Source organism: Corynebacterium sputi DSM 45148, from assembly GCF_000427865.1.
GTDB classification, from domain to species: Bacteria; Actinomycetota; Actinomycetes; order Mycobacteriales; family Mycobacteriaceae; genus Corynebacterium; species Corynebacterium sputi.
The window spans coordinates 45,255-66,246 of record NZ_ATYV01000019.1; the positions used below are offsets into that span (position 1 = coordinate 45,255).

General features: G+C 61.5%; 17 protein-coding genes, 1 rRNA gene and 1 riboswitch. Of the genes, 6 read left to right on the plus strand and 12 right to left on the minus strand.

Going from position 1 to position 20,992, the window contains the following annotated elements:
- The first annotated feature begins 18 nt into the window (after positions 1 to 18).
- Positions 19 to 1,614 carry a dolichyl-phosphate-mannose--protein mannosyltransferase gene (locus tag YWU_RS16375; RefSeq protein WP_240484120.1) on the plus strand — a complete coding sequence of 532 codons (1,596 nt, stop codon included), beginning with the start codon at positions 19 to 21 and terminating at the stop codon, positions 1,612 to 1,614.
- Here the strand turns inward: YWU_RS16375 and YWU_RS0110425 are convergent.
- A complete protein-coding gene (locus YWU_RS0110425) occupies positions 1,611 to 2,342 on the minus strand; it encodes a zf-HC2 domain-containing protein (RefSeq protein ID WP_027020426.1) in 732 nt (243 codons plus the stop codon). The two genes, YWU_RS16375 and YWU_RS0110425, sit on opposite strands and share 4 nt — an antisense overlap.
- A 9-nt stretch (positions 2,343 to 2,351) precedes the next feature.
- On the minus strand, positions 2,352 to 2,756 hold the full coding sequence (locus tag YWU_RS0110430; protein WP_027020427.1) for a DoxX family protein: 405 nt from the start codon (positions 2,754 to 2,756) through the stop codon (positions 2,352 to 2,354).
- 50 nt (positions 2,757 to 2,806) lie between these two features.
- Here YWU_RS0110430 and YWU_RS0110435 point away from each other — a divergent pair, with 50 nt between their 5' ends.
- Positions 2,807 to 3,619 (plus strand): ABC transporter ATP-binding protein, encoded by an 813-nt coding sequence (locus YWU_RS0110435; protein WP_027020428.1) that lies wholly within the window; start codon positions 2,807 to 2,809, stop codon positions 3,617 to 3,619.
- Between the two features lie 31 nt (positions 3,620 to 3,650).
- On the opposite strand, the gene YWU_RS16380 is transcribed toward YWU_RS0110435, so the two are convergent.
- A complete protein-coding gene (locus YWU_RS16380) occupies positions 3,651 to 4,817 on the minus strand; it encodes an MFS transporter (protein ID WP_240484121.1) in 1,167 nt (388 codons plus the stop codon).
- 15 nt (positions 4,818 to 4,832) lie between these two features.
- Positions 4,833 to 5,183, minus strand: coding sequence for an ArsR/SmtB family transcription factor (locus tag YWU_RS0110445; protein WP_027020429.1), 351 nt, complete (start codon positions 5,181 to 5,183; stop codon positions 4,833 to 4,835).
- Positions 5,184 to 5,449: 266 nt separating this feature from the next.
- Positions 5,450 to 5,543: riboswitch (TPP riboswitch) on the plus strand.
- A 113-nt stretch (positions 5,544 to 5,656) separates the two neighbouring features.
- Here YWU_RS0110445 and YWU_RS0110450 point away from each other — a divergent pair.
- The 3 genes from YWU_RS0110450 to YWU_RS0110460 all read left to right on the plus strand — a co-directional run bounded on the left by YWU_RS0110450 (position 5,657) and on the right by YWU_RS0110460 (position 8,797).
- Positions 5,657 to 6,436, plus strand: coding sequence for a 3-oxoacyl-ACP reductase (locus YWU_RS0110450; RefSeq protein WP_027020430.1), 780 nt, complete (start codon positions 5,657 to 5,659; stop codon positions 6,434 to 6,436).
- Positions 6,436 to 7,734 (plus strand): LLM class flavin-dependent oxidoreductase, encoded by a 1,299-nt coding sequence (locus YWU_RS0110455; RefSeq protein WP_027020431.1) that lies wholly within the window; start codon positions 6,436 to 6,438, stop codon positions 7,732 to 7,734. Before YWU_RS0110450 ends, YWU_RS0110455 begins: the two co-directional genes overlap by 1 nt.
- 73 nt (positions 7,735 to 7,807) lie before the next feature.
- Entirely contained in the window at positions 7,808 to 8,797 is a 990-nt protein-coding gene (locus YWU_RS0110460; RefSeq protein ID WP_027020432.1) for a hypothetical protein, read from the plus strand.
- Here the strand turns inward: YWU_RS0110460 and YWU_RS0110465 are convergent.
- The 6 genes from YWU_RS0110465 to YWU_RS16385 form a co-directional block, all read right to left on the minus strand.
- Positions 8,794 to 10,167: a hypothetical protein gene (locus tag YWU_RS0110465; protein ID WP_027020433.1), complete on the minus strand. Its 1,374-nt coding sequence runs from the start codon at positions 10,165 to 10,167 to the stop codon at positions 8,794 to 8,796. The genes YWU_RS0110460 and YWU_RS0110465 overlap by 4 nt on opposite strands.
- Position 10,168: 1 nt before the next feature.
- Entirely contained in the window at positions 10,169 to 11,413 is a 1,245-nt protein-coding gene (locus tag YWU_RS0110470; RefSeq protein WP_027020434.1) for a hypothetical protein, read from the minus strand.
- 29 nt (positions 11,414 to 11,442) lie between these two features.
- Positions 11,443 to 12,879: a hypothetical protein gene (locus YWU_RS0110475; protein WP_156892802.1), complete on the minus strand. Its 1,437-nt coding sequence runs from the start codon at positions 12,877 to 12,879 to the stop codon at positions 11,443 to 11,445.
- Positions 12,880 to 13,012: 133 nt separating this feature from the next.
- Positions 13,013 to 13,171, minus strand: a complete 159-nt coding sequence (locus tag YWU_RS18215; protein WP_156892803.1) for a hypothetical protein — start codon at positions 13,169 to 13,171, stop codon at positions 13,013 to 13,015.
- Between the two features lie 134 nt (positions 13,172 to 13,305).
- A complete protein-coding gene (locus YWU_RS0110485; RefSeq protein WP_027020436.1) occupies positions 13,306 to 13,911 on the minus strand; it encodes a hypothetical protein in 606 nt (201 codons plus the stop codon).
- Positions 13,912 to 13,939: 28 nt separating this feature from the next.
- Positions 13,940 to 15,373, minus strand: a complete 1,434-nt coding sequence (locus tag YWU_RS16385) for a GntR family transcriptional regulator (RefSeq protein ID WP_156892804.1) — start codon at positions 15,371 to 15,373, stop codon at positions 13,940 to 13,942.
- Between the two features lie 185 nt (positions 15,374 to 15,558).
- Here YWU_RS16385 and YWU_RS0110495 point away from each other — a divergent pair, with 185 nt between their 5' ends.
- On the plus strand, positions 15,559 to 19,125 hold the full coding sequence (locus YWU_RS0110495; RefSeq protein ID WP_051260275.1) for a bifunctional proline dehydrogenase/L-glutamate gamma-semialdehyde dehydrogenase: 3,567 nt from the start codon (positions 15,559 to 15,561) through the stop codon (positions 19,123 to 19,125).
- 105 nt (positions 19,126 to 19,230) lie between these two features.
- Here the strand turns inward: YWU_RS0110495 and YWU_RS0110500 are convergent, their stop codons facing one another.
- On the minus strand, positions 19,231 to 20,574 hold the full coding sequence (locus YWU_RS0110500) for a D-serine ammonia-lyase (protein WP_027020438.1): 1,344 nt from the start codon (positions 20,572 to 20,574) through the stop codon (positions 19,231 to 19,233).
- Positions 20,575 to 20,725: 151 nt separating this feature from the next.
- Positions 20,726 to 20,842, minus strand: a 5S ribosomal RNA gene (rrf, locus tag YWU_RS0110505).
- Positions 20,843 to 20,992: the final 150 nt, after the last annotated feature.

Genomic DNA, 20,992 nt, shown 5'->3' on the forward strand with positions numbered 1-20,992 from the left:
CCGCCTAACATCGGTTCCGTGACTGTCCGCGTTGAAACCGACACCCCCCGCGATGTGGCGCGCGCGCACGAGCGAGCAGCGCGCCGAGCCGCATGGGCAAACCGGGGGCCGAGGGTCCCCTTCCGGTGGACGCGTACGGACACGTGGTTGTTCAGTGTCCTCGGTCTTTTAGCCGCTGTGTCCCGGTTCGTGGGTCTTGGCGATGTAACGGACAACGGCCGCCCGGTCTTCGATGAGAAGCATTACGTGCCGCAGGCCTGGCAGATCCTTCGATCCACCGAGTGGTCATTGTCCGGCTGGATCGGCGGGGGCATTGAAAACAACCCCGGATATGGGCTGGTGGTGCATCCACCGGTGGCCAAGCAAGTCATCGCTATCGGCGAGTGGCTCTTTGGCTATGGGCCGGTCGGTTGGCGATTCATGTCGGCGGTGTTCGGTGTGGTGGTCGTCCTCGCGCTGATGGACATCACTCGCCGACTCACCGGCAATCACCTGGCTGTTCTGGCTGCTGGGACGATTGCGGTCTTTGACGGTGTGCTGTTCGTGTCCTCCCGGGTGGGAATGCTCGACATGATTCAAACCGGTTTCATCGTCGCGGCGTTCTGGGCGTTGATGATCGATCGAGATTCGGTCGCCCGCCGCCTGGGCGCCTGGTCTATCTCCCCGGAGCGAACCACAGAATCCGAGAAGTATGGTCCTCGCCTGCCCTGGCGGTGGTGGCGGTTTACTGCAGGAATTCTGTTGGGCCTTGCCCTGGGTGTGAAGTGGTCTGGCCTGTATTACATGGCGGCGTTCGGCCTCTGGATGGTCTTTGCTGATGTGGCTGATCGCCGTCGCTGCGGGGTCCGCAAGCCGGTGCTGGCGTCCCTCGGCAGGGACACTCTGCCTGGACTGTGGAATCTGGTGGCCGTTCCCGTCGGCGTCTATCTGCTGTCCTGGCGTTCCTGGTTCGCGCAGGAGACTTCCGTCTACCGACACCACCGCGAGGATCAGCGGAACCTCGAGGGTATCCCCTTTGCAGACCGGCTTCCCGACGTCCTGCAGAACTACCTCCACTACCAATCCGGCGTGCTTCGCTTCCACGGTGAACTGACCACCTCCGGTGGCCACGAGCACCCTTGGGAATCCAAGCCCTGGGACTGGCTATGGATGGGCCGGCCGATGTTGTACCAAACCACCACCGTCACCGGAGAGTCCGGCGAGGAGGAGATGCGCGGCTGGATGATGCTATTCGGCACGCCATTTGTGTGGTGGCTGATCGTGCCGGTGATCCTGTGGGGCCTGTACCGCTGGGTGCTGCGGAAGGACTGGCGCTACTCAGTGCCGGTCGTGGGATTCATCGCATCCTGGGTGCCGTGGGTCATCGCGTACGACCGGCAGATGTATTTCTTCTATGCCACGGCTCTCATTCCGTTCGTGATCATCGGACTTGCGACCATCCTTGGGGACCTAGGCAATTGGCGACGAAAGGGCAGACGAATCGGACTTGCCCTGGTGACTTTCTACCTAGCGCTGGTCATCGTGGCGTTCTTCTTCTGGGCGCCGATCATGACCTCGACGGTGATGTCGCCGGATGTGTGGAACCTCAGGTTCTGGATTCCCAGCTGGAGTTAGCCGACCATCGGCCGGCCGGAGGCAGCCCGCCACGCTTGGGCGATCGCTGACGGGGTGAATCCGCCCAGCCACACCACCACCAGCGCGATCGCTGAGACCATCAGCAGCAGGATCTGTGCGAAGCCGAGAAATCCGAAGTGTCCGAGGATGATATCCCGGGCTGCGAATCCGAAACTGAACATCGCCGCCGCGCCGTAGACCGGAGCCATTCCCATCGCCGCGTGGGGTCGCCACGCCGCCCAGAACATTCCCACTGCCATGGCGAATCGGAATGCGGCAGCATCCAACGCAAGCGAAACGACTGGGTCAGACTCCGTTACGGCTGCGCCTTCGGGCAGGTAAGCACCGACGTCTCCGAGCAGCGCGATCCCCCATCCGACATACAGCAGGCCGAGGATAATCAGCAGGGCTCGAGCGGCTCCGGCGACGAGCCGCCACGAGGTTTCCCGGCGTCGGCGCTCCGGTTCAACGGTGGAGAGAATCTTCTCTGACAGAGCCGTGAAATCGGGCTCGGGAGTCGGTTCAGGGTCGGAGGGAACGCTCGGAAGTGGGTCCTTGTCCCCTGCCGGACCGATCAACAGCGACCGGTTCAGACGTACCGCTTGGTCGAACCAGGCGCGGCAGTCTGCGCATTCGCTGAGGTGCGCGTCGACCACATCGTCGTCGACGCCTGACGCCTCGCCGTCCAGCCGCGCCGACAGCGCCGCCCGGACAACCTCACAATCCACCTGAACTCCTTAGCGCGTGAATACGCGGTCAAGGCTCGCCCGACCTGAACCGAAGGTCACGACAATAGACAACGCGGCGATCATGACGAGCGCGTACTCGAAACCACCGTCGCTGACGAACAACCCATTATTGATGTGCACGAACCACAACGCCGCAAACATCTCGACGATAAGGACTCCGGCGACAAATGGCCCAAGCAGACCAAGAATCAGCAGTGCGCCGGCGATGATTTCCACTATCGCAACGAGCCACACCGTCATCTGCGCCTGCGGAATCCCCATCTCGGCGAACTGGGCCGCGGTCTCCGGCACCCCGGTCAGGAAAATCTTGTCCCACCCGTGAGCGACGAACACGGCACCGATCACCAGGCGCAGGAATAGCAGCGCTCCGTCACGTACTGCGGGTCGGTCCATGCCGAACACGTTACCGTCAGCGCCCCACCCGGGGAGTACCGTGCTGACCCATGACCGAAAACGCCGCCTCGCACTCTGGCGCACGCCCGGTGTTGGAACTGGACTCTGTCAGCTTCGTCCGTCAGGGCCGCACGATCCTCGACAACGTGAATCTCACCATCAATCCCGGTGAGCGCTGGGCCCTGCTCGGCGCCAATGGCGCGGGCAAGAGCACCATCTTGTCAATGTGTGGCGCGACAGCGTTCCCCACGACCGGAACCGTCAACGTGCTCGGCAAGCGACTGGGCCGGGTCGATCTGCGGGAGCTGCGCAGCCACATTGGGCATGTGGACCCGAGGCATCAGGTGCGTCGGCCACTGACGGTCACCGAGGTGGTTCTCACCGGAGCGACCAACACTGCCGATTTTGTTCCACGGTGGGTTCCCGCCGAGGAGACTGTCGAGCGACTGTACGAACTCATCGATCTCGTGGGACTTTCTGCGCTGAAGGACTCCGCATGGCCGCGGCTATCCCAAGGGGAACGGGGCCGCACGCTCATCGCCCGAGCGCTGCTCGCGCAGCCTGAACTATTGCTTCTCGACGAACCCACCACCGGGCTGGATGTCTCCGCCCGGGAGCTCCTCCTGCAAACTCTGGACGACCTCCACTGCGGCGCACCAGATCTAGCGACCGTTCTGGTCACTCACCACCTGGAGGAACTGCCTGCCTCCACGACGCACGCCATGCTCATCAAAAATGGCTCCGTGTTGACCTCCGGAGATGCCGACGCCACCATCACGACCGATCTGATCTCCGAATGCTTCGACTTTCCGTTAGAAATTCAGCGCCGAGGTGGCAGGTGGGGTGCGGTGGCGGTGAGGTAGGTGTGAGGTGGGCGTCGGGAAGCGGGTGCTTTTAACGCCACACCATCGCAGCCAGGCCCGCTCCGATCAGGCCGAGCGCCGCGAGCATGAGCGCCACCGGCGCTAAACCGAGTGAGGCCCCGGCGATTCCCGCCACTGGATACGTGAGCAGGAAACATGCGTGTGACAGCGAGAACTGCACGGCGAATACCGCCGGACGCGAGCGTTCATCAGTGGCGCGACGGATCAGCCGGGCCGAAGGCGTGAGAATGAACGACGCCGCAGCCCCCAGCAGGAACCACACCAACAACAGGGAAAACCACGGTGCGGTGGCAAGGGTCGGCGCGGCAAGGACAAGCAGAACGGGCAGAACAAACCCCGCGACAAGCATGACCCGACGATCTGGCAGTCGCCGCAGCATCCCGGGAAGAATCAGCGCGACAAGCATCGAGCCTGCTCCGAATGCGGCTAGAAGTGTCGCCGTCTGAGCAGCAGTTCCCTCGCGGCTGCCTTGGACGAGCAGCACAGAGTTCACAATCACCATCGAAGACACCGCTGCCACCGACAGGTTTAGCCCCATCAGCCCGCGAAGTTCACGGTCGCGCCAGAAGATCCCGATGCCCTGAGTGAGTCTGTGCAGGAAGCGCGCCGGTTCAGGGTCATAGGGAGGGAATACAGCTCGGTAGACCAAAAATGCGGACAGTCCGAATCCGAACACGGTGCCAATGAACAGACTGTGGTAGCTGACGATCGTCAGCAGCAGCGCCGCCAGCACCGGACTGAGCAGCGCTTCAAGGTCGTACGCCAATCGCGAGAGGGACAGCGCGCGCGTGTAGTCGTCCTCGCGTGGCAGCACCGACGGGATCACCGCTTGGAAGGCTGGGGTGAACGTCGCGGATGCGGCCTGCAGCACAACAATTAAGACGTAAATCTGCCAGGCCTCAGAGACGAACGGCAATGCCAGCGCGGTGAGCGCGCGTACTGCATCGGCGCTGATCAGCAGGGTCTTGCGCGGCACCCGCAGTGTCAGAGCAGAGGTCACCGGAGCCACCGCCACATACGCGATCATCTTGATGGTCATCGCTATACCAAGGACTACACCCGCATCACCGCCAGCGATATCGAACGCCAGCAGCCCGAGGGCCACCGTCAGCAGTCCGGTCCCTAACAGCGCGATGACCTGGGCGCTAAATAGCCGCGCATACGTGGGATTCCGCAAGACCGACAGCATCGTTCAGCCTTGCCTGGGCACGTGATGGTGCGGCGGGATCTGGCCATGGGCGACAGAGTGTTCAGCCTGCTTCACAGCCTCGATGACCAGCACCAATGCGTGCTCGTCCGCCAATTGGTACAGCACGCGGGTGCCCTCCTGCCGAGTGGTGACCATCCGCGCCATCCGCAGTCGCGCCAAGTGTTGGGAAACCCCCGAAGGACGCTTCCCAACGCTCTCAGCCAACTCCCCCACACCCAACTCTCCAGCTCGGCGCAATGCGAGGATAATTCGAATCCTTGTTGGATCCGAGAGGATTGACAGTACTTCTGCGGCGAGGTCGATGTACTCCGAGCTCGGATCGACGTCGGCCATGGCAGACCCGTATGCCTCGTCAACCCGCTTATCCGCATGCATACGCGGAGACTAACACCTGCGATTCCTCGGCGGCAGTGGTTTTCGACTTGATGGACCCTGCAATGGGAGGAAAACTCGCCTGCGCGACCTGGGAAAACGCTGCGCGCAATCCTCCGAAGGCGGGGTGCACCATTGCGGGGTCGACCCAGTCGGACCGAAGTACACTCACGGACCTGTCATCCTTAGCTCCAATCAAAATTCGCCGACATCCGTGTTACCCTCGCCACAGTGACACGGGGTGCCGCGCCTGCGGCTGAGAGAACACCCGTTGAACCTGATCCAGTTAGCACTGGCGAAGGGATGTCTCTGAGCGGAACCACCGCGGCACGAATGCACCGACCCAGGTGTATCCGTCGCCTCGTCGACCATCGGCCGACGGTGAAACCGCAGAATCAGCGCATGTCCCTTTCGCCGCGACGAAAGGCGACAACATGCAGCACACCACACACCCGGGACTGCCCGAACAGGTTGTCCTGGTTACCGGCGGCGCCCGTGGACTGGGCAAGCGGATCACCGAAGCGTTCATCCGGGAGGGCGCAAAGGTCGTGGTCAACTACCATTCCAGCCGAGAAGCCGCCGAGGAACTGCAACAGGCGCACCCCGGCCAGGTCATCGCTGTGCAGGCCGACGTCCGCGACCGCGACCAGGTCGATGCACTTCTCGCCCAGGCCAAGGAAGCCTTCGGCCAGCCAGTAGCGACGGTGGTGAACAACGCCCTGGTGAATTTCTCCTTCAACGGCGACGCCCGCGCCAAGGCCAACGAGATCACCTACGACGCATTCGACCAGCAATTCCGCGGCGCCATCGGCGGAGCCGTCAATGTCATCCAAGCTGCTCTGCCGCACTTCGCGGAATCCGGCTCCGGCCGTGTGGTCAATATCGGCACCAACCTCTTCCAGCACCCGGTCGTCCCTTACCACGACTACACCGCAGCGAAGGCTGCCCTGTTGTCGTTGACTCGCACGTTCGCTGATGATTTGGGCCCGCTCGGCATCACGGTGAACATGCTCAGCGGCGGCCTGCTGCGCACCACCGACGCCAGCGCCGACACCCCGGACGAGGTGTTCGACTTCATCGCTGCCGGCACGCCCCTGCGATCTGTCACTACTCCAGAAGAGTTCGCTGACACGGTACTGTTCTTCGCCTCTCCGTGGGCCCGCGCGGTCACCGGGCAGAACCTGGTTGTCGACGGTGGCTTGGTGAAGAACTAATGGCGCAGCCGCAAAAGCCGGACATCCACCTCAATCTCTTTGCCCACGGCTGCGGCCATCATTCCGCCGCGTGGCGCTCCCCGGACTCGTCCGTGGATCTGCTTCCCGACGTCTCCTTCTTCGAATCCCTCGCCCGCACGGCCGAACGCGGGCGCTTTGATGCGATCTTCTTTGCGGACGGGCAGTCGGTGGGGATCGGGGGTGTAGCGAAAGGGCCAACCTGGTTCCTAGAGCCGATCACGATGCTGACGGCGATCGCGCGGTCGACGTCGAACATCGGCCTGGTCACCACGGTCTCCTCCACTTTCTGGAATCCGTTTCACGCAGCGCGTCTAATGGCGAGCCTGGACCACATCTCCGGTGGCCGAGCTGGGGTCAACGTGGTGACGTCAATGACGGATGACGAGGCTCGCAACCACGGGATGGACAAGCTCCCAGAGCATGCAGAGCGGTACGCCCGGGCGGATGAGTTCATTGAGGTGATCACTCGACTGTGGGCATCCTGGCCTGCTGATTCACTTCTCCGCGACCGAGACGGCAACTACGCCGATGGCAGCATGCTCAATCGCCTCGACCATGACGGGGAGTTTTTCCAGGTCGCAGGCCCGCTGAACATTCCGTCGACGCCTCAAGGCAGGCCGGTTCTGTTCCAGGCAGGAGCATCCGAGCCTGGCCGGGATCTGGCAGCCCGCCATGCCGAAGGAATCTACGCCGTGGCGTGGGACCTGGAGTCGGCGAAGGACTATCGAGACGACATCCGTTCCCGTGCAGAGCGCCAGGGCAGGAACCCCGATGACCTGGTGGTAATGCCGGGCCTGGTCACATATGTCGGGACCACTGAGGAGGCTGCGAAGGCTCGTCAGGCAGAACTCAATGCTCTGCTGCCGGTCGAGGATTCGCTGAAGCAATTGGCGTTTTTCGTCGGGCAGGACACCTCGGATTGGGAATTGGACGCGCCCGTCCCCGAGCTTCCACCGATCGAGGAATTCACTGGGCCAAAGGGTCGCTACGGCACGGTGCTCCGCATCATCGAGACCAAGAACCCAACTGTCCGGGAGCTCCTCGGCTACCTTGCCGCTGGCGGTGGCCACGCCACCTTCATCGGCACCCCGGAACAGATTGCCGATGAGATTGAGCGGTGGATCGACGGCGGTGCCGCCGACGGCTTCAACCTCATGCCGCCGGCACTGCCCCACGATATTGAGGCATTTGTGGACCTCGTGGTGCCCGTCTTGCAGGCCAGAGGTCGATTCCGGACCGACTATGAAGGCTCGACGTTGAGAGAGAATTTGGGATGAGAATGGGGACGTCGGCAAGCGCTTTGGTGGTAAAAAGTAGTTAGGACATCGACTACCCACGGGGGCGTGCACCATGCACCGACACCGGCCATTGATCGCAATCATCGGAGCCACTGGGCTGCTCGCTGCCTGCGGCGCGGCTGACGAATCTGGAGCAGAGCCCGTCGAGCCCGTCGCCGAATCGGAGACGTCCGAGGAGACCACACCAGCAGCCTTCGTCGACGCACTGGGTGAGATCGGCAAAGACTGGGTCATTGCCGACTACGTACACTTCGTGGACCAATCCCGGATTAATGAACTGGAAAAGTCCGACGAGGGATGGAAGGAACTCGGCGCAAATCGATCTGCGCAGACGCTGTCTTATCTTGCACAACCCGAGGCTTTGCTCGGACTCGACTTCGCAAGCGCCGAGTTTGTTATCTCTGCTGGTGGGCTCTGGGACGGCGATTTCAATGGAGTGAGTCTGATTTCCGGCGGGCAGGACACTGCCTGGGTCGAGGAGATGGCAATGACGTCCGGATGGGTCGGGCAATCTCCACTATTTCGCTACGAAGGGAATCAGCCCAACGTTCCGCAAGGGATGCAAGTGCTGCTGGTCGATGATGATTCGGTAGCCACCGCAAACCCGGAGACGGACATGGATGTGGTCGGTGGTTTGGACCCAACGCTTGCCGAACAGGAACACATCGGCGACCTGGCCCAATGCCTCGGCGATCCGGTGTCCGCTGACATCTATTACCGGGTTCGCCCAGATGCCACTGATGAATACGCGGTGGGTGTTGTCGTCGGCGAGGACGGGGAACCACGCAGCGTGGTGTGTTCGTGGTTCCGGAATGCGTACATCGCGGAGCAAGTGGGCGACAAGGCTGTCGAGGACGTCAGGAACGCTGACATCCGTGGGACCACGGAGTTCTCGGGACGCAAGTACAACGAACTGTTCGACAGCCCGACCGTCAGCGTTGTGGGAACGATGCTGCGCACCGAACTTAGCCACAAAGACGACACCCCCATCGATGCCATTATTACCCTCGGCAATGGCTGGACTGCCCTGGGGATCAGTTAGTCCTCTAGGACCCGCCAAGCTTTCACAAACTGATCCCCTGCCTTCTTGTACTGCGCCTGCAATGGCGATTTCGGGTCCGGCTCCCACGTTCTAAACCGGTACGCGGCGACACTGCCAGGACTGATGCTGAATGTGGTTTTTGGCGGCACCACCGGGTACAGAATCTGGGCCGTGCGGTGCATCTCGGAGGAGGTCGGGATGTCTTCGTATGCCAATGTGCAGTACTCGTATCTAAGGCTGATCTTTGTGGCCGTCGACTCGGACACTAGCTCTGTGAAGGAGTCAGCCCAGGCAACAAGTTCGGCGGCAGGGGCGCCATAAGAATTACCGTCCGATAGAGAGATAATGACAATGTCGAAGGCTGCCGCCTCCGGAGACCTCGCCAAATCTTCGGCGACGAGGCGGTGATCTCCCGTGACGCTGACGTCCATGCGGCGGCCCTCCGGCGATACATAGATATTCGTGACCAGGTCTGACATCCCAGCGGAAGCATCTTCGACAAGATTGAGGGTCGAGGCCTTCGCACTACTGGTGGTCAGCTGCACTCCTCGCTGGTCTTTGACCCTCACCTCGGTTCCACCTCCGAGTAGTTCCGTAGCCAGGTCGTATACCTCACGGATGTCGGCTTCATTGGTCACCGTCAGCGTGACCGAGGGTCGAGAACTCGCCCGCGGTTTTCCGCGACCCCCGAGCTGCGCCGCATGGATCGACTTGACGGCATACTCTGCTGCGACGAGTTTCCACACGCGGAACAACGCCACCGGAACCGCCGTCGGCGACCCAAAAAATGTTGTTTCGCCGCTATCGCTCCTGAGCACAATGGTGGCCTCAACGGTGCCCGCAGCGACATCGGGAAGTGTGAGCGGGAGGAACTCGGCCCAGTGGACAAAGGTCTTTTCCATCGCCTCTGGGCTGCTCTCTGCATCCGGCATCACCACGATGCAGTGGAGGAGTCCGGTCTTCACGGAGAACTCCGCCCTGCTCAGCGAGGCATCCGCCCGGGCTTCGAGCACAAGCGGAATCTGATTCTCGACGGCTCCTCGATCCATCCCGACCGCCATCGACACCCCATCTGAGGTCAGTGTGAGGGGCCGGATCTCGGCGTGAGTCTCCAGAGAATCAAGGAAATCGGAGAGGGTGAGGGTGAGGGAGGTGAAGGTGGCGTCGGGAAGCGAATCTTTTGTCGTTATCGACCCCTCGACGAACCCTGGGATCCCCATCGCTAGATTGCGCCGCTTCACATCGACGGACCCCACCGCCGGATCAGTCTCAAACCGATCATAAATGCGCTTGACCTCAGCACCACGCGAGCCGACCCCGAAGCGAGTGGCCACTGCGAACTGTGCGATCGCCTTCAGCTTGTCGAACATGTCACCTATTCCACCTGTCAGCGAATGCGACTCCATGCTCCTCAGTTCCCGAATGCCACTTCCGGTCAGTGCGCAGCTCCGGGCTGGGACGGAAATTGATCTGTCTACCCGAATCCATCTCCACCACGAACCACTGCTTTGTGGGATAGAGGGGCTTCAAGATGTCAGCCAAAGCCACCATGTCCGCCAATGATGGAATTCCGGTGAAGGTGACCGTGACAGGCTGGGGCACCGTTCCGAGTTTCGCGTGGTCAGCATCAGTGCCGCCGAGGATAGTGCCGAGATGCTCGGCCCAACCAGGAAGATTGGCTGAGGGCGCGGATATTTGGTTGCCGTCGTCAGAACTGATGATGACCGCCCTAAAGAACGCAGCATCAGAGATTCGTGCGAGGTCCCGCGCGATGACGGGGATCATGGAGTGCTCCCCGGTACTGACCACCAGTCGGTTCTGGGACAGAGGCGAGACCCACATGCGCTGGACCTTTTCTCTGATCTCTGGCGCGAGCTGGTGGAGCACCGCACGAGCAGGATCCCCGTCGGCACCAGGTGAAACGGCGATCTCCTCGGCGCTGAGAGTGATGACATCAGCGGTGTAGGACCTGGCGACGGCCTTTGCAGCATCAATGTCCGGTTCCGCACCGATGGTCATCGCCAGTACTCCTGGCCTCAGGTCAGCCGCAGTCACCCCGAATCGGTCATCCACCGCGCGCCAGGCTTCACGGGCCGGATGCCACCAGTTTCCTGTTGGGCCACCAATTGCCGTCGTACGGGCATCATCGCGAACGAGCAGTTCCCGAGGATGTTCAGGGTCTTCCTCACCTGGGCCCGGCGCGATTCGCGCGTCCCACTTCTGCCTCGTCGGCGCCACAGCGGCGGTGTCAGTGACGAGGGTGACGAGGTCCCGCTCTATTGTCGCGGCAAAGATGTCCGGATCCGCCCGGAATTCCATTGCAAGGTCCAGATCATCAGAGTTGATCCGGCACCGGAAACCGTCCAGGTCGAGATTCATCTGCTGGAGCTTGGAACCATACGGCGGATGGTCCAAATAGTCCTTGACTCTGTTCCTTAAATGCTGGGCCTCTAATGGGGTCAATCCACGCCTGGCGATGACGGTGCCGCTCATCCACCCAGACAGGAATGGAATCATTGTGCCGCCGGTGAGGTCAGCATCGCGCACATCAGGGTCATCCTCGAACCATGTTTCGAAAGCTCGAACCTCAGCTGCCCCCTTGTCAAAGGTGAACATTCGTCGCGGCTGAGGCCGCTGGCCGCTACTCATGACCTGTTCCAGATGTCGACGAATGCCGTGAAACGCTGTGATTTTTCCATCGTTCCCTTAACTGGATAGGAGTCAGTGTCGATGTAGGGAGTTGCGTCGAACAGGACCGTCGACAAGCGCAGGTCCGGGTCGAGTCTTCGATCAAGTCCGAGGGTGAGCCTCATCATGGTGCTGGTGCTCGCGTGCGGCCGGAGCAGCCGCGCTAGATACTCCATCTCCTCAACTGTGGCTGGTGAGTCGTCGCTGAAATGGACACCGAGTTGGCGTTCATTTCTCGGGTTGGGATGGACTTGATCCACGTGGATCCGCTCTGCGGTCGTGTTCGCGCGGACTTCGTCGAAGAGCCCGATCCACTCCATGAGTGCGTCGGGAGTTGCACCGACCTCCAAAGAGGGAGATCCGATCCGAATCGCATCGAAGTCGTGCGCTTCCGGGATCTGTAGGAGAGCCTCCCCCACTGTGCGTACTGCCTCCGGGGCCACCACTCCAATGGTCAGCTCCACGTCATTGGTAGCCGCACCGGTGATCAAGTCGGTGATGTTGTCAGGCAGAGCGTTGATCACTATGCGGCCGAGTGAGCCATCCGCGCCGTCGGCAATACTCAAAAGTCCGCCGCTGACCGTGACCCTCACCGCGGGCCCCACGGTCTCTTGGGCCAGGGCCCTCGCACCGTCGATCTCTGAGTCTGCTGCGACACGCAGTTCCACGACTCCCTCAACGACAGAGGCAGCGGTCAGGCTGAACTCGTTAGCCACTGCGGTCCAGGCATCGAAGCCTGGCTCCCACCACCTGCCCGTAGTTCCCTCGACCACGTACGACTTATCGTCGGCGCTAACGGTGAAGCGGTAATCCGAGACAAATCCCGCAGCCTGAAGCAGCGGCGGATTGTCCGCCCACGTCCGAGTCAGAGGCATGACCGCCTCTGGTCCGATCGCCTCGATGGTCAGGGACGACCGGACTTCTCCTGTGGTCACGTTCGCCGATTCCACATTCTCGTCATCTCTCAATTCAAAGAGGACCGGAAGAGTCCGGCCCATCGCCTCTCGATCAGCCGAAACTCCCATCACCACGCCCTCGACGTCGATCCTTAGATTGCTCGCGGACGAGCCAGTGCGGGTGTTCTCCTGGTGATCACCAATGCGGTAGACGAGCTCGGTGACCTCTTCTTCCGACAGTCCAGGCTCGGCATAGATCGTCCCGCTGACATTGCCTGGAGTCCACGGCAGTTTCGTCTGACCATTGACGTCAACTTCTGACACACGTGGGTCATCAGCGAACAGTTCGGTGATGTAGTTCGCCTCAGCCTGACCGGTGTCCATCGGTCCGCAGCCCGGCAACGCCAAGGATGCTGAGCACAGCACGGCAAGGACGACCGTCCTGCCTAGGCGCCGTGCTCTGCCGCTCCCGATGAGCGAGCCGGGGTTCGCTTCCATGAGGTAATTTTACCGGAGAATCCATTTGGGTTTAAGAGTGACCCTGCTGAAATCAATGCCAGGGATCCGAAGGGGCGATATCTCAGGGACCTCGAGTCGGCGTGACTCAATCTCGTTGCCCTCTGCTGCTCCATCACCCTTCAACTCCGACGGAGACGGTCAAGTCGCGTTGCACGTCGATCGGCAGCTCTAGCCCCCAGGTTCTCACGTCATCTTCGCGCTGTACGAAGTCAGCCTCCTCAATCGCAGACTCCACCGCAGCGCTGGCAGCCGGGGTGAGAGTCCTCTCCACAGCCCCTGGCGCCATCTCCCGGCTCTGCTACCCCTCAGTGTCGCCGGTATCACCGATGGATTGAAGAAGTGGAGTCATTCCACACTCCACCTCATACTCACCCGATTCCACGCACGCGCGCCATGACTCCCTGATCAGGTCACGTGCCTGATCCACAGCATCATCCGTGGGAAGGGGCAGCATTCCCTCGAGCACGTCTGCCTCGTCGACACTGTTGCGGCCGACACGCCATTCACTCTTATCCCCGAGGCCCGGAAGGCGCTTGGTGGGTCAGCGGTAAGGGTGAGGATGGCGTCGTGAAGCTGGTTATTTCCGTCATCGTCTTGCCTGACCTGAAAGGTCCTGGCGAACGGTTCCCCACCGATTGTGAACGACGCCGGCACAATATGAGCGCCGCTGGGAGTCTCAGTCGCATCGCCAACCTCAACATCATCCAACGGCGCGATGTAATTCGATGCCGCCACCACCTCATTGGAAAGGCTAGCGTTCGGCGGATCATCGTAAGGGCTGTGACGCTCCAGAGACAGGTGCGCATACGCAGCTTCCGCGTCACCGGCTCGCAGTTCAAGTAGATAGGGCTCAACGAACCTGGCGGGATCTTCCGGGAGGGCAGGACCCTCCGCGGCGCCGTCGCTTCCCGTCGCAAGCCAGACCACACTAACAAGCACCACCGCCGTCACGGCAAGGATGACAAGTGGCTTCAGAACAGGTCGTGGGCTTGCAGACAAGGCCGCATCCATGAATTGATTTTACCTGGAAAATATGTGGTTATCCGATCAATCGAAGCCACAATTCCCGGTCGAAGTTCGTCGGCGACTTGCGGCCCATCTGCTGCACCGCATTGTCGACTTTGCTGCGCCAGACGCGAACGGCATCCTCGCCACGTCCAGCGATGAGAGAAGCGAAGATCGCCCGGTCGTCCATGACAATGCGGTCCACCGCAGGGGTGTAGTCCAGCTGAAGGATGGAAATGAACGTCCTCAGCCGCAAAGTCAGAGCGTGAAAACTACGGGCGGACTGGGGCAATCCACTGGAGTCGGCAAGCTCCTGCTGAAAGTGGATGTCCGCTTGGTCGACGTCGTGCGAGGTGCCCTCGCGTGCGGCCGCCTCCAGTGTTTGCAAGGCCAGACGAGGAGCAAGCAGACGGTGCCTGGGCAACGCGGCGCACTCACGAAGAATCACGGTGCCCACTTGGAGCCGAGCCGCATACAGATCGACGACGTCACGACCATCGATCTCGGGAAGCCTGAATGAACCAGAGGAATAGGACAACAGTCCGTCATCGGCCATGCGCCGCATCGCTGCACGCACAGACGAGGTAGCGATACCCATGCGAGCGGCCAGCGCCGAGGAAGTGATTCGGTCGCCAGGGCGAAAGCCCATGTTCATGATCTCTTTCCGAAGGGCAATCGCAATCTGCTCCGTAATGGATAACTCAATCTTCGGCAGCCACTGGGACGCGCGTATGGTGCCGTTGATCGGTAAGGGATACTCCGGCACCGTGAGGGAAATTGAGTCAAAATCGGAAGAAATTTCCGAGCCCACACTGACACTTTTCCCCTCCTCTCGGCGCATCCACCGCACCCCGTACAGGCCCCGACCTGCACGCTGAGCCAACTCTGTAAGCAAGTCACCGGGAATCGAGTCAGACACCGGTACACACGCCTCTAGGGTCGCCGCCAACTGCCCCATGAAGCTGCCCCACGGCTGACCGCCCGGCTCCCAGACGACTCGGACCCGGTCGCCTGCCAACGCATCATCAGTCATCTTGAATTCGCCCGACCGCTGCGGCCAATCCCGCACCCCGGATACCCGCAGAGCCGCCATCACAGACGCAGCCCTCCTCTTGAAAGACTGCGGCTCACTACGTTCACCTGCGTCGATCATTTCGAAAATCACCGACACATATGGATATTCAACTCGAAACTCCGACAATCGAAGGCTAAGGGCGTTGGCCTGCGGCGAGGAATACGAACCATCGCCACCTATGCCCAGTATCCGATTCACAGACCGGCTAACGACAGGCTGGCTGAGCCCTGTCAGCATGGCGATCCTGCGAGTCGAATAATCCCGCGTGCCCACCCGCGGGCCGGCTGTAGCCAGGACGCTGGCCACGATCTCATCGGCAGCGTCCTGAATCCGAGGACGACCGGCTTTTCGGAGCTCGGGTGCGGGGTTGCCGCCCTGGACGTCGTCAAGCACATCTTTTTCTTTTGATTCCGCCACCACACAATCACCGTTCCCCTCGTTTCATTCAGGCCACCCCCACAATTTTGACTCAAATTGTTCCCGATTGCACGCGAGACCTTCTTTCTTTTGCAGACAAGGTTCACACTGGAGCGACAACATACTGCCCAACGAACTCACCCTGGAGGCGAGAGACACCAATGGATGCCAACACCACAGCACCGTCTGTTCAGTTCAACGAGGAGCTGAACCAGCTCGCCGACTCCGCGACCCAGAAGGTTGCCGCGTGGCTGAAGACCAGTCAGGCCCACAAGCACACTGACCCCGCCGCTGAGCGTCTCTCCGCCGTTCTGTCCGACCCGAATGGTCTGGACTTCACCGTGGGATTCGTCGACCGCGTCGTGCGCACCGAGGACACCGCAGCTGCGGCGACCGCACTGACCGAGCTCGGCTCGATCACCCCGCAGACCCTGTCCTTCCTGGACAAGGCCCAGATCAAGGCCGGCTCCCTGCTCGCAGAGAAGATGCCGAACATCGTCGTTCCGGCAGCGCGCCAGCGCATCCGCCAGATGGTCGGACACATGGTCGTAGACGCTCGTGACAAGCAGTTCGGTAAGGCCGTCACCAAGCTGACTGAGGGCGGTCACCGCCTCAACATCAACCTCCTGGGCGAAGCCGTCCTCGGTGAGGAAGAGGCTGACAAGCACCTCGCCGACACCCGCCGCCTGCTCGCCCGTGAGGACGTGGACTACGTCTCCATCAAGGCATCCTCCGTCGCATCGCAGATCAGCATGTGGGGCTTCGACGACACCGTCGACTATGTCGTCAACCGTCTGACCCCGCTCTACATCGAGGCAGCAAAGGCCCCGGCAGGCACCAAGTTCATCAACCTGGACATGGAGGAGTACCAGGACCTCCACCTGACCATCGCTGTCTTCAAGCGCCTCCTCTCCCTTCCGGAGACGAAAAACCTCGAGGCCGGCATCGTCCTGCAGGCTTACCTTCCGGATGCCCTCGGCGCGATGAAGGAAATCTCCGAGTTCGCAGAGCAGCGCGTCGCCAACGGTGGCGCCGGCGTCAAGGTCCGCCTGGTCAAGGGCGCCAACCTGGCAATGGAACGCGTCCACGCAGAGGTCGGCGGCTGGCCCAACACGGTCTGCCCCTCCAAGCAGGCCACCGACGCCAACTACAAGCTCGTCCTGCACTGGCTCCTCAACGAGGAGAACATGAAGGGCGTGCGCATCGGCGTGGCCGGCCACAACCTCTTCGACATCGCCTTCGCTCACATCCTCAGCGAGAAGCGCGGCGTTACCGATCGCGTCGAGTTCGAGATGCTCCAGGGCATGGCCTCGGAGCAGGCAGAGGCAGTCAGCGCCGACGTTGGACAGCTGCTGCTGTACGTCCCGGCTGTGCGCCCGGAAGAGTTCGACGTCGCCATCTCCTACCTGGTCCGTCGCCTGGAGGAGAACTCCGACAACCAGAACTTCATGTCCGGCATCTTCGATCTGGAGCCGGGCGGGGAGATCTTCGACCGCGAGGAAGAGCGCTTCCGCGGTTCGCTGAACGACCTGTCCGCGCTGCTGGAGGAGAACGGTTACACCTCCCCCAAGCCGAACCACACCCAGGACCGCACTGCGGAGGAGGCCGCCTTCGCCGGCCCCGATTCGCTTGACGACGCCTCCTACTCCCCCATCCCCGACTTCCGAAACGAGCCCGACACCAACCCGGCTCTGGAAGCGAACCAGAAGTGGGCAGAGGACGCCATCAAGCGTTCAGTGGAAGAGGGTTGGTTGAAGCAGCAGACCGCTCCAGATCAGCTCAAGGCTGAGGACATTGACGATCTGGTCGCCACCACCGCTGCTGCCGCTGAAGAGTGGGCAGCACGCCCGGCAGAGGAGCGCGCACGCATCCTCTACCGCGCCGCCGACATCATGGCCGCACGCCGCGGCCACATGGTCTCCATCGCCGCAGCTGAGGTTGGCAAGGCTGTCGCACAGTCTGATCCGGAGATCTCCGAGGCAATCGACTTCGCCCGCTACTACGCCAACCACGCTCTGGAGTTGGCTGAGGTCGACAACGCTGAGTTCACCCCGGACCGCGTCGTCCTGGTCACCCCGCCGTGGAACTTCCCGCTGGCAATCCCGGCCGGTTCCACCTTGGCTGCTCTGGCTGCCGGCTCCGGTGTCATCCATAAGCCGTCGAAGCCGACCCCGCACTGCTCCGCTGCAGTTGTCGAGGCCATGTGGGATGCAGGCGTTCCGCGCGAGCTCCTGCACTGCATCTACCCGGTCGATCGCGACGCTGGCAAGCAGCTGATCAGCCACCCGGATGCAGACCGCGTGATCCTCACCGGCTCTTCTGAGACCGCCTCCATGTTCGCCTCCTGGCGCTCGGAGCTGCAGATCAACGCAGAGACCTCCGGCAAAAACGCCATCGTCATCACCCCGGCCGCCGACCGCGACTTGGCTGTCGCCGACCTGGTGTACTCCGCTTTCGGCCACGCCGGCCAGAAGTGCTCCGCAGCATCCCTGGGCATCCTCGTCGGTTCTGTCTACGAGTCTGAGCGGTTCCGCCGCCAGCTCATCGACGCTGCCGAGTCCATGATCGTCGACTGGCCGACCAACATGTCCGCCACGATGGGCCCGCTCACTGAGCTGCCCTCCGACAAGCTCGAGCGCGCTCTCACCACCCTGGAGCCCGGCGAGTCCTGGCTCGTCGAGCCGAAGCAGCTCGACGACACCGGTCGTCTGTGGTCCCCGGGTGTCAAGGAAGGCGTCAGCCCGGAGTCCTTCTTCCACCTCACTGAGGTCTTCGGGCCTGTTCTCGGCCTCATGCGCGCCGAGAACCTGGATGAGGCCATCGAGCTGCAGAACGCTACCGACTTCGGTCTGACCGGCGGCATCCACAGCCTCGACACCGAAGAGGTCCGCACCTGGCTCGATCGCGTTCAGGTCGGCAATGCTTACGTCAACCGCGGCATCACCGGTGCCATCGTTCAGCGTCAGTCCTTCGGCGGCTGGAAAATGTCGTCCGTCGGTCTCGGTTCCAAGGCCGGCGGCCCGAACTACGTCATGCTCTTCGGCAAGTGGGCCGACGCCACCACCCCGGAGGCCGGCCTGGACCGCTCCGGTGATGCGGCCGTCGATGGTGCACTCAAGCGCCTTCGCGACGAGAACATCATCTCCGCGGACCAGCTCGCCTGGATCGCCGAAGCTGCTAAGAGCGACATCCGTGCGTGGAAGAAGGAGTTCGGCCGCGCCGTCGACCGCACCGGTCTCAAGAGCGAAGCCAACATCTTCCGCTACCGCCCGGCCGAGGTCATCATCCGCATTTCCGCTGACGCCGACGTCGCTGAGACCGTCCGTGCTCTCTTCGCCGCACACCGTGCCTGCGCTGACGTGCAGATCTTCCACGATCCGAACGTCAACGCCAATGTCGCGGCGGCTCTGGCGTTCATCCCCCAGCTGCTCGGCTTCGGTCCGTCCGAGAACATCGGTGAGAATACCTTCTCCACCAACCTGCTCACCGCGCGTATCGGCGACAGGTCCTCTGCTCGGGTCCGCATCATCGGCACGCTGGACGACGTCACTCGCGACCGCATGACTGCCCGCCCGGAGGTCGCACTCGTGGAGGACGACGTCACCGCCTCCGGCCGCGTCGAGCTCCGCAACTGGCTGAAGGAGCAGGCCGTGTCCATCACGTTGCACCGCTTCGGCAACCCGGCACCGACCTTCCACGCGCTGGCTGAGGAGATCAAGGCCAACTAGAAGTAGGTCAGTGAAAATGGTCCGGAGCCTTATCTAGACCACAAAACCCGGGCTCCGTTCATTCCGTTGGGGAATGGGCGGAGCCCGGGTTTTGCCGTAACACCCTTAGTCGTTGTGGAGCAGACTCTTCCCCTTGTCCACGTAAGAGTCCATCTCTGCCTCGGGCACCATCGCTCCACCGGTGAGCCAACACATGTGGGTAGCGTTCGCTAGCGACTCTGCCGGCAGGGCTTCGGCGATTCGTGCCGGCCCGGCTAGCCCAGCCGCAGCGGATGGTTCGATGCGAAGACCTTCCGTCTCGTTAAGAAGCGCTGTATTCCGGAACAAGTTGTCATCGTCGACCGTCAAGAATCCGACGTTCGGGATGGTTTCGGCAAGAATCCGGCTGACGAGCCCAGACGGGCTCGGACACGCCAGCCCATCCGCGGCGGTGGTCAAGTCAATGTTGAAATCACGCACATCGACGGATTCGTGAAGCTGCGTGGACACACCCAGGGTCATGCAGGGGGCATGAGTCGGCTCGACGAAGATCGGATGGACCGCATCCCCGAATTCACAGAATAGCCCGTACGCCACTCCTCCGGGGCCTCCTCCAACGCCACAAGGAAGGTAGACGTAGAGCGGGTGTAGAGCGTCAACAACTACGCTTCCCGACGCCAACTGCTCCGCCACCCGCTTTCCCGCCACCGCATAACCGAGAAACAGGTCGAGTGAGTCTTCGTCGTCGACGAAGTGGCACCTCGGATCTGCCTGTGCTTCGATGCGACCCTGCGCTACGGCTGCGGCGTAATCGCCCTCGTATTCGCGCACAATGACACCAAGCCCGCGGAGCATGTCCTTCTTCCACTGCCGAGCATCCGCGGACATATGCACCGTCACACTGAATCCGAGGGCTGCACTGATGATACCGATCGACAATCCAAGATTTCCCGTGGAACCGACAGCAACCGAGTATCCACCGAAGAATTCAGTGAATTCCTCCGTCGCGAGAACCCTGTAGTCGTCGTCATAGGAGAGCCTGCCCGCTTCAATGGCAAGCCTTTCCGCATAGGCAAGGACCTCGTAGATACCGCCTCTGGCTTTGATCGAGCCAGAGACAGGTAAGTGGCTATCCAACTTCAGATACAGACTCGATGGATCCTCGAGACCAACCCTGCGGGCAAATGCAGCACCAGAGACAAGCGGCGACTCAATGATGCCGTCATTCTCCTGTGTCTCTGGGAACTGCTGAGCCAGGTACGGAGCGAATCGATCAAGACGATCGGACGCCTCCTGTACGAGTTCGGGAGAAAGGCCACGGGCGTGCACGGTAGTTTCCGAGGCAGTGGTGGCCTGCGGACCAGAAGGAAACCAAAGCGATTCAGAGGAATTGATCAGATCAGCGATGACCGGAGTCGCGCTGATCCACTCATCAATGGCCTTCCCATGAATCTGGGTGCAATTCGACATAGAGCGAATTCTATCCTGCGACATAAAAAGGGGGTTGTGTGGATAACGGCAAAAACCGACACCCACACAACCCCACAAAGCTGAAAAAGAGGCCCTCGCTCCCCACCAAAAAGGGGAACAAGAACCTCCAATCCATATATTCAAGTTTTAGTGCCGGCGGCGACCTACTCTCCCACACCCTCCCGAGTGCAGTACCATCGGCGCAGGCAGACTTAGCTTCCGGGTTCGAAAAGGGACCGGGCGTGACCCCACCGCAAAAACCACCGACACAACCAACAGAACAACCAACAACCACCCAAACACACACCCACACAGGATGCAACGCTCAGCAGCCGGTATTGTCCCAGACACTAAACAGTGGACGCGAACACCAAAGTATTCGTTACGTTAAAGCAACATGAAAATGTTGTATTTCATC

Bases quoted from the DNA above. Each gene is read 5' to 3' on its own strand.
- YWU_RS0110430 (WP_027020427.1), bottom strand. From the start codon at position 2,756: ATGGACCGACCCGCAGTACGTGACGGAGCGCTGCTATTCCTGCGCCTG.
- YWU_RS0110435 (WP_027020428.1), top strand. From the start codon at position 2,807: ATGACCGAAAACGCCGCCTCGCACTCTGGCGCACGCCCGGTGTTGGAA.
- YWU_RS0110445 (WP_027020429.1), bottom strand. From the start codon at position 5,183: ATGGCCGACGTCGATCCGAGCTCGGAGTACATCGACCTCGCCGCAGAA.
- YWU_RS0110450 (WP_027020430.1), top strand. From the start codon at position 5,657: ATGCAGCACACCACACACCCGGGACTGCCCGAACAGGTTGTCCTGGTT.
- YWU_RS0110455 (WP_027020431.1), top strand. From the start codon at position 6,436: ATGGCGCAGCCGCAAAAGCCGGACATCCACCTCAATCTCTTTGCCCAC.
- YWU_RS0110460 (WP_027020432.1), top strand. From the start codon at position 7,808: ATGCACCGACACCGGCCATTGATCGCAATCATCGGAGCCACTGGGCTG.
- YWU_RS0110465 (WP_027020433.1), bottom strand. From the start codon at position 10,167: ATGTTCGACAAGCTGAAGGCGATCGCACAGTTCGCAGTGGCCACTCGC.
- YWU_RS0110470 (WP_027020434.1), bottom strand. From the start codon at position 11,413: ATGTTCACCTTTGACAAGGGGGCAGCTGAGGTTCGAGCTTTCGAAACA.
- YWU_RS0110475 (WP_156892802.1), bottom strand. From the start codon at position 12,879: ATGGAAGCGAACCCCGGCTCGCTCATCGGGAGCGGCAGAGCACGGCGC.
- YWU_RS0110485 (WP_027020436.1), bottom strand. From the start codon at position 13,911: ATGGATGCGGCCTTGTCTGCAAGCCCACGACCTGTTCTGAAGCCACTT.
- YWU_RS0110495 (WP_051260275.1), top strand. From the start codon at position 15,559: ATGGATGCCAACACCACAGCACCGTCTGTTCAGTTCAACGAGGAGCTG.
- YWU_RS0110500 (WP_027020438.1), bottom strand. From the start codon at position 20,574: ATGTCGAATTGCACCCAGATTCATGGGAAGGCCATTGATGAGTGGATC.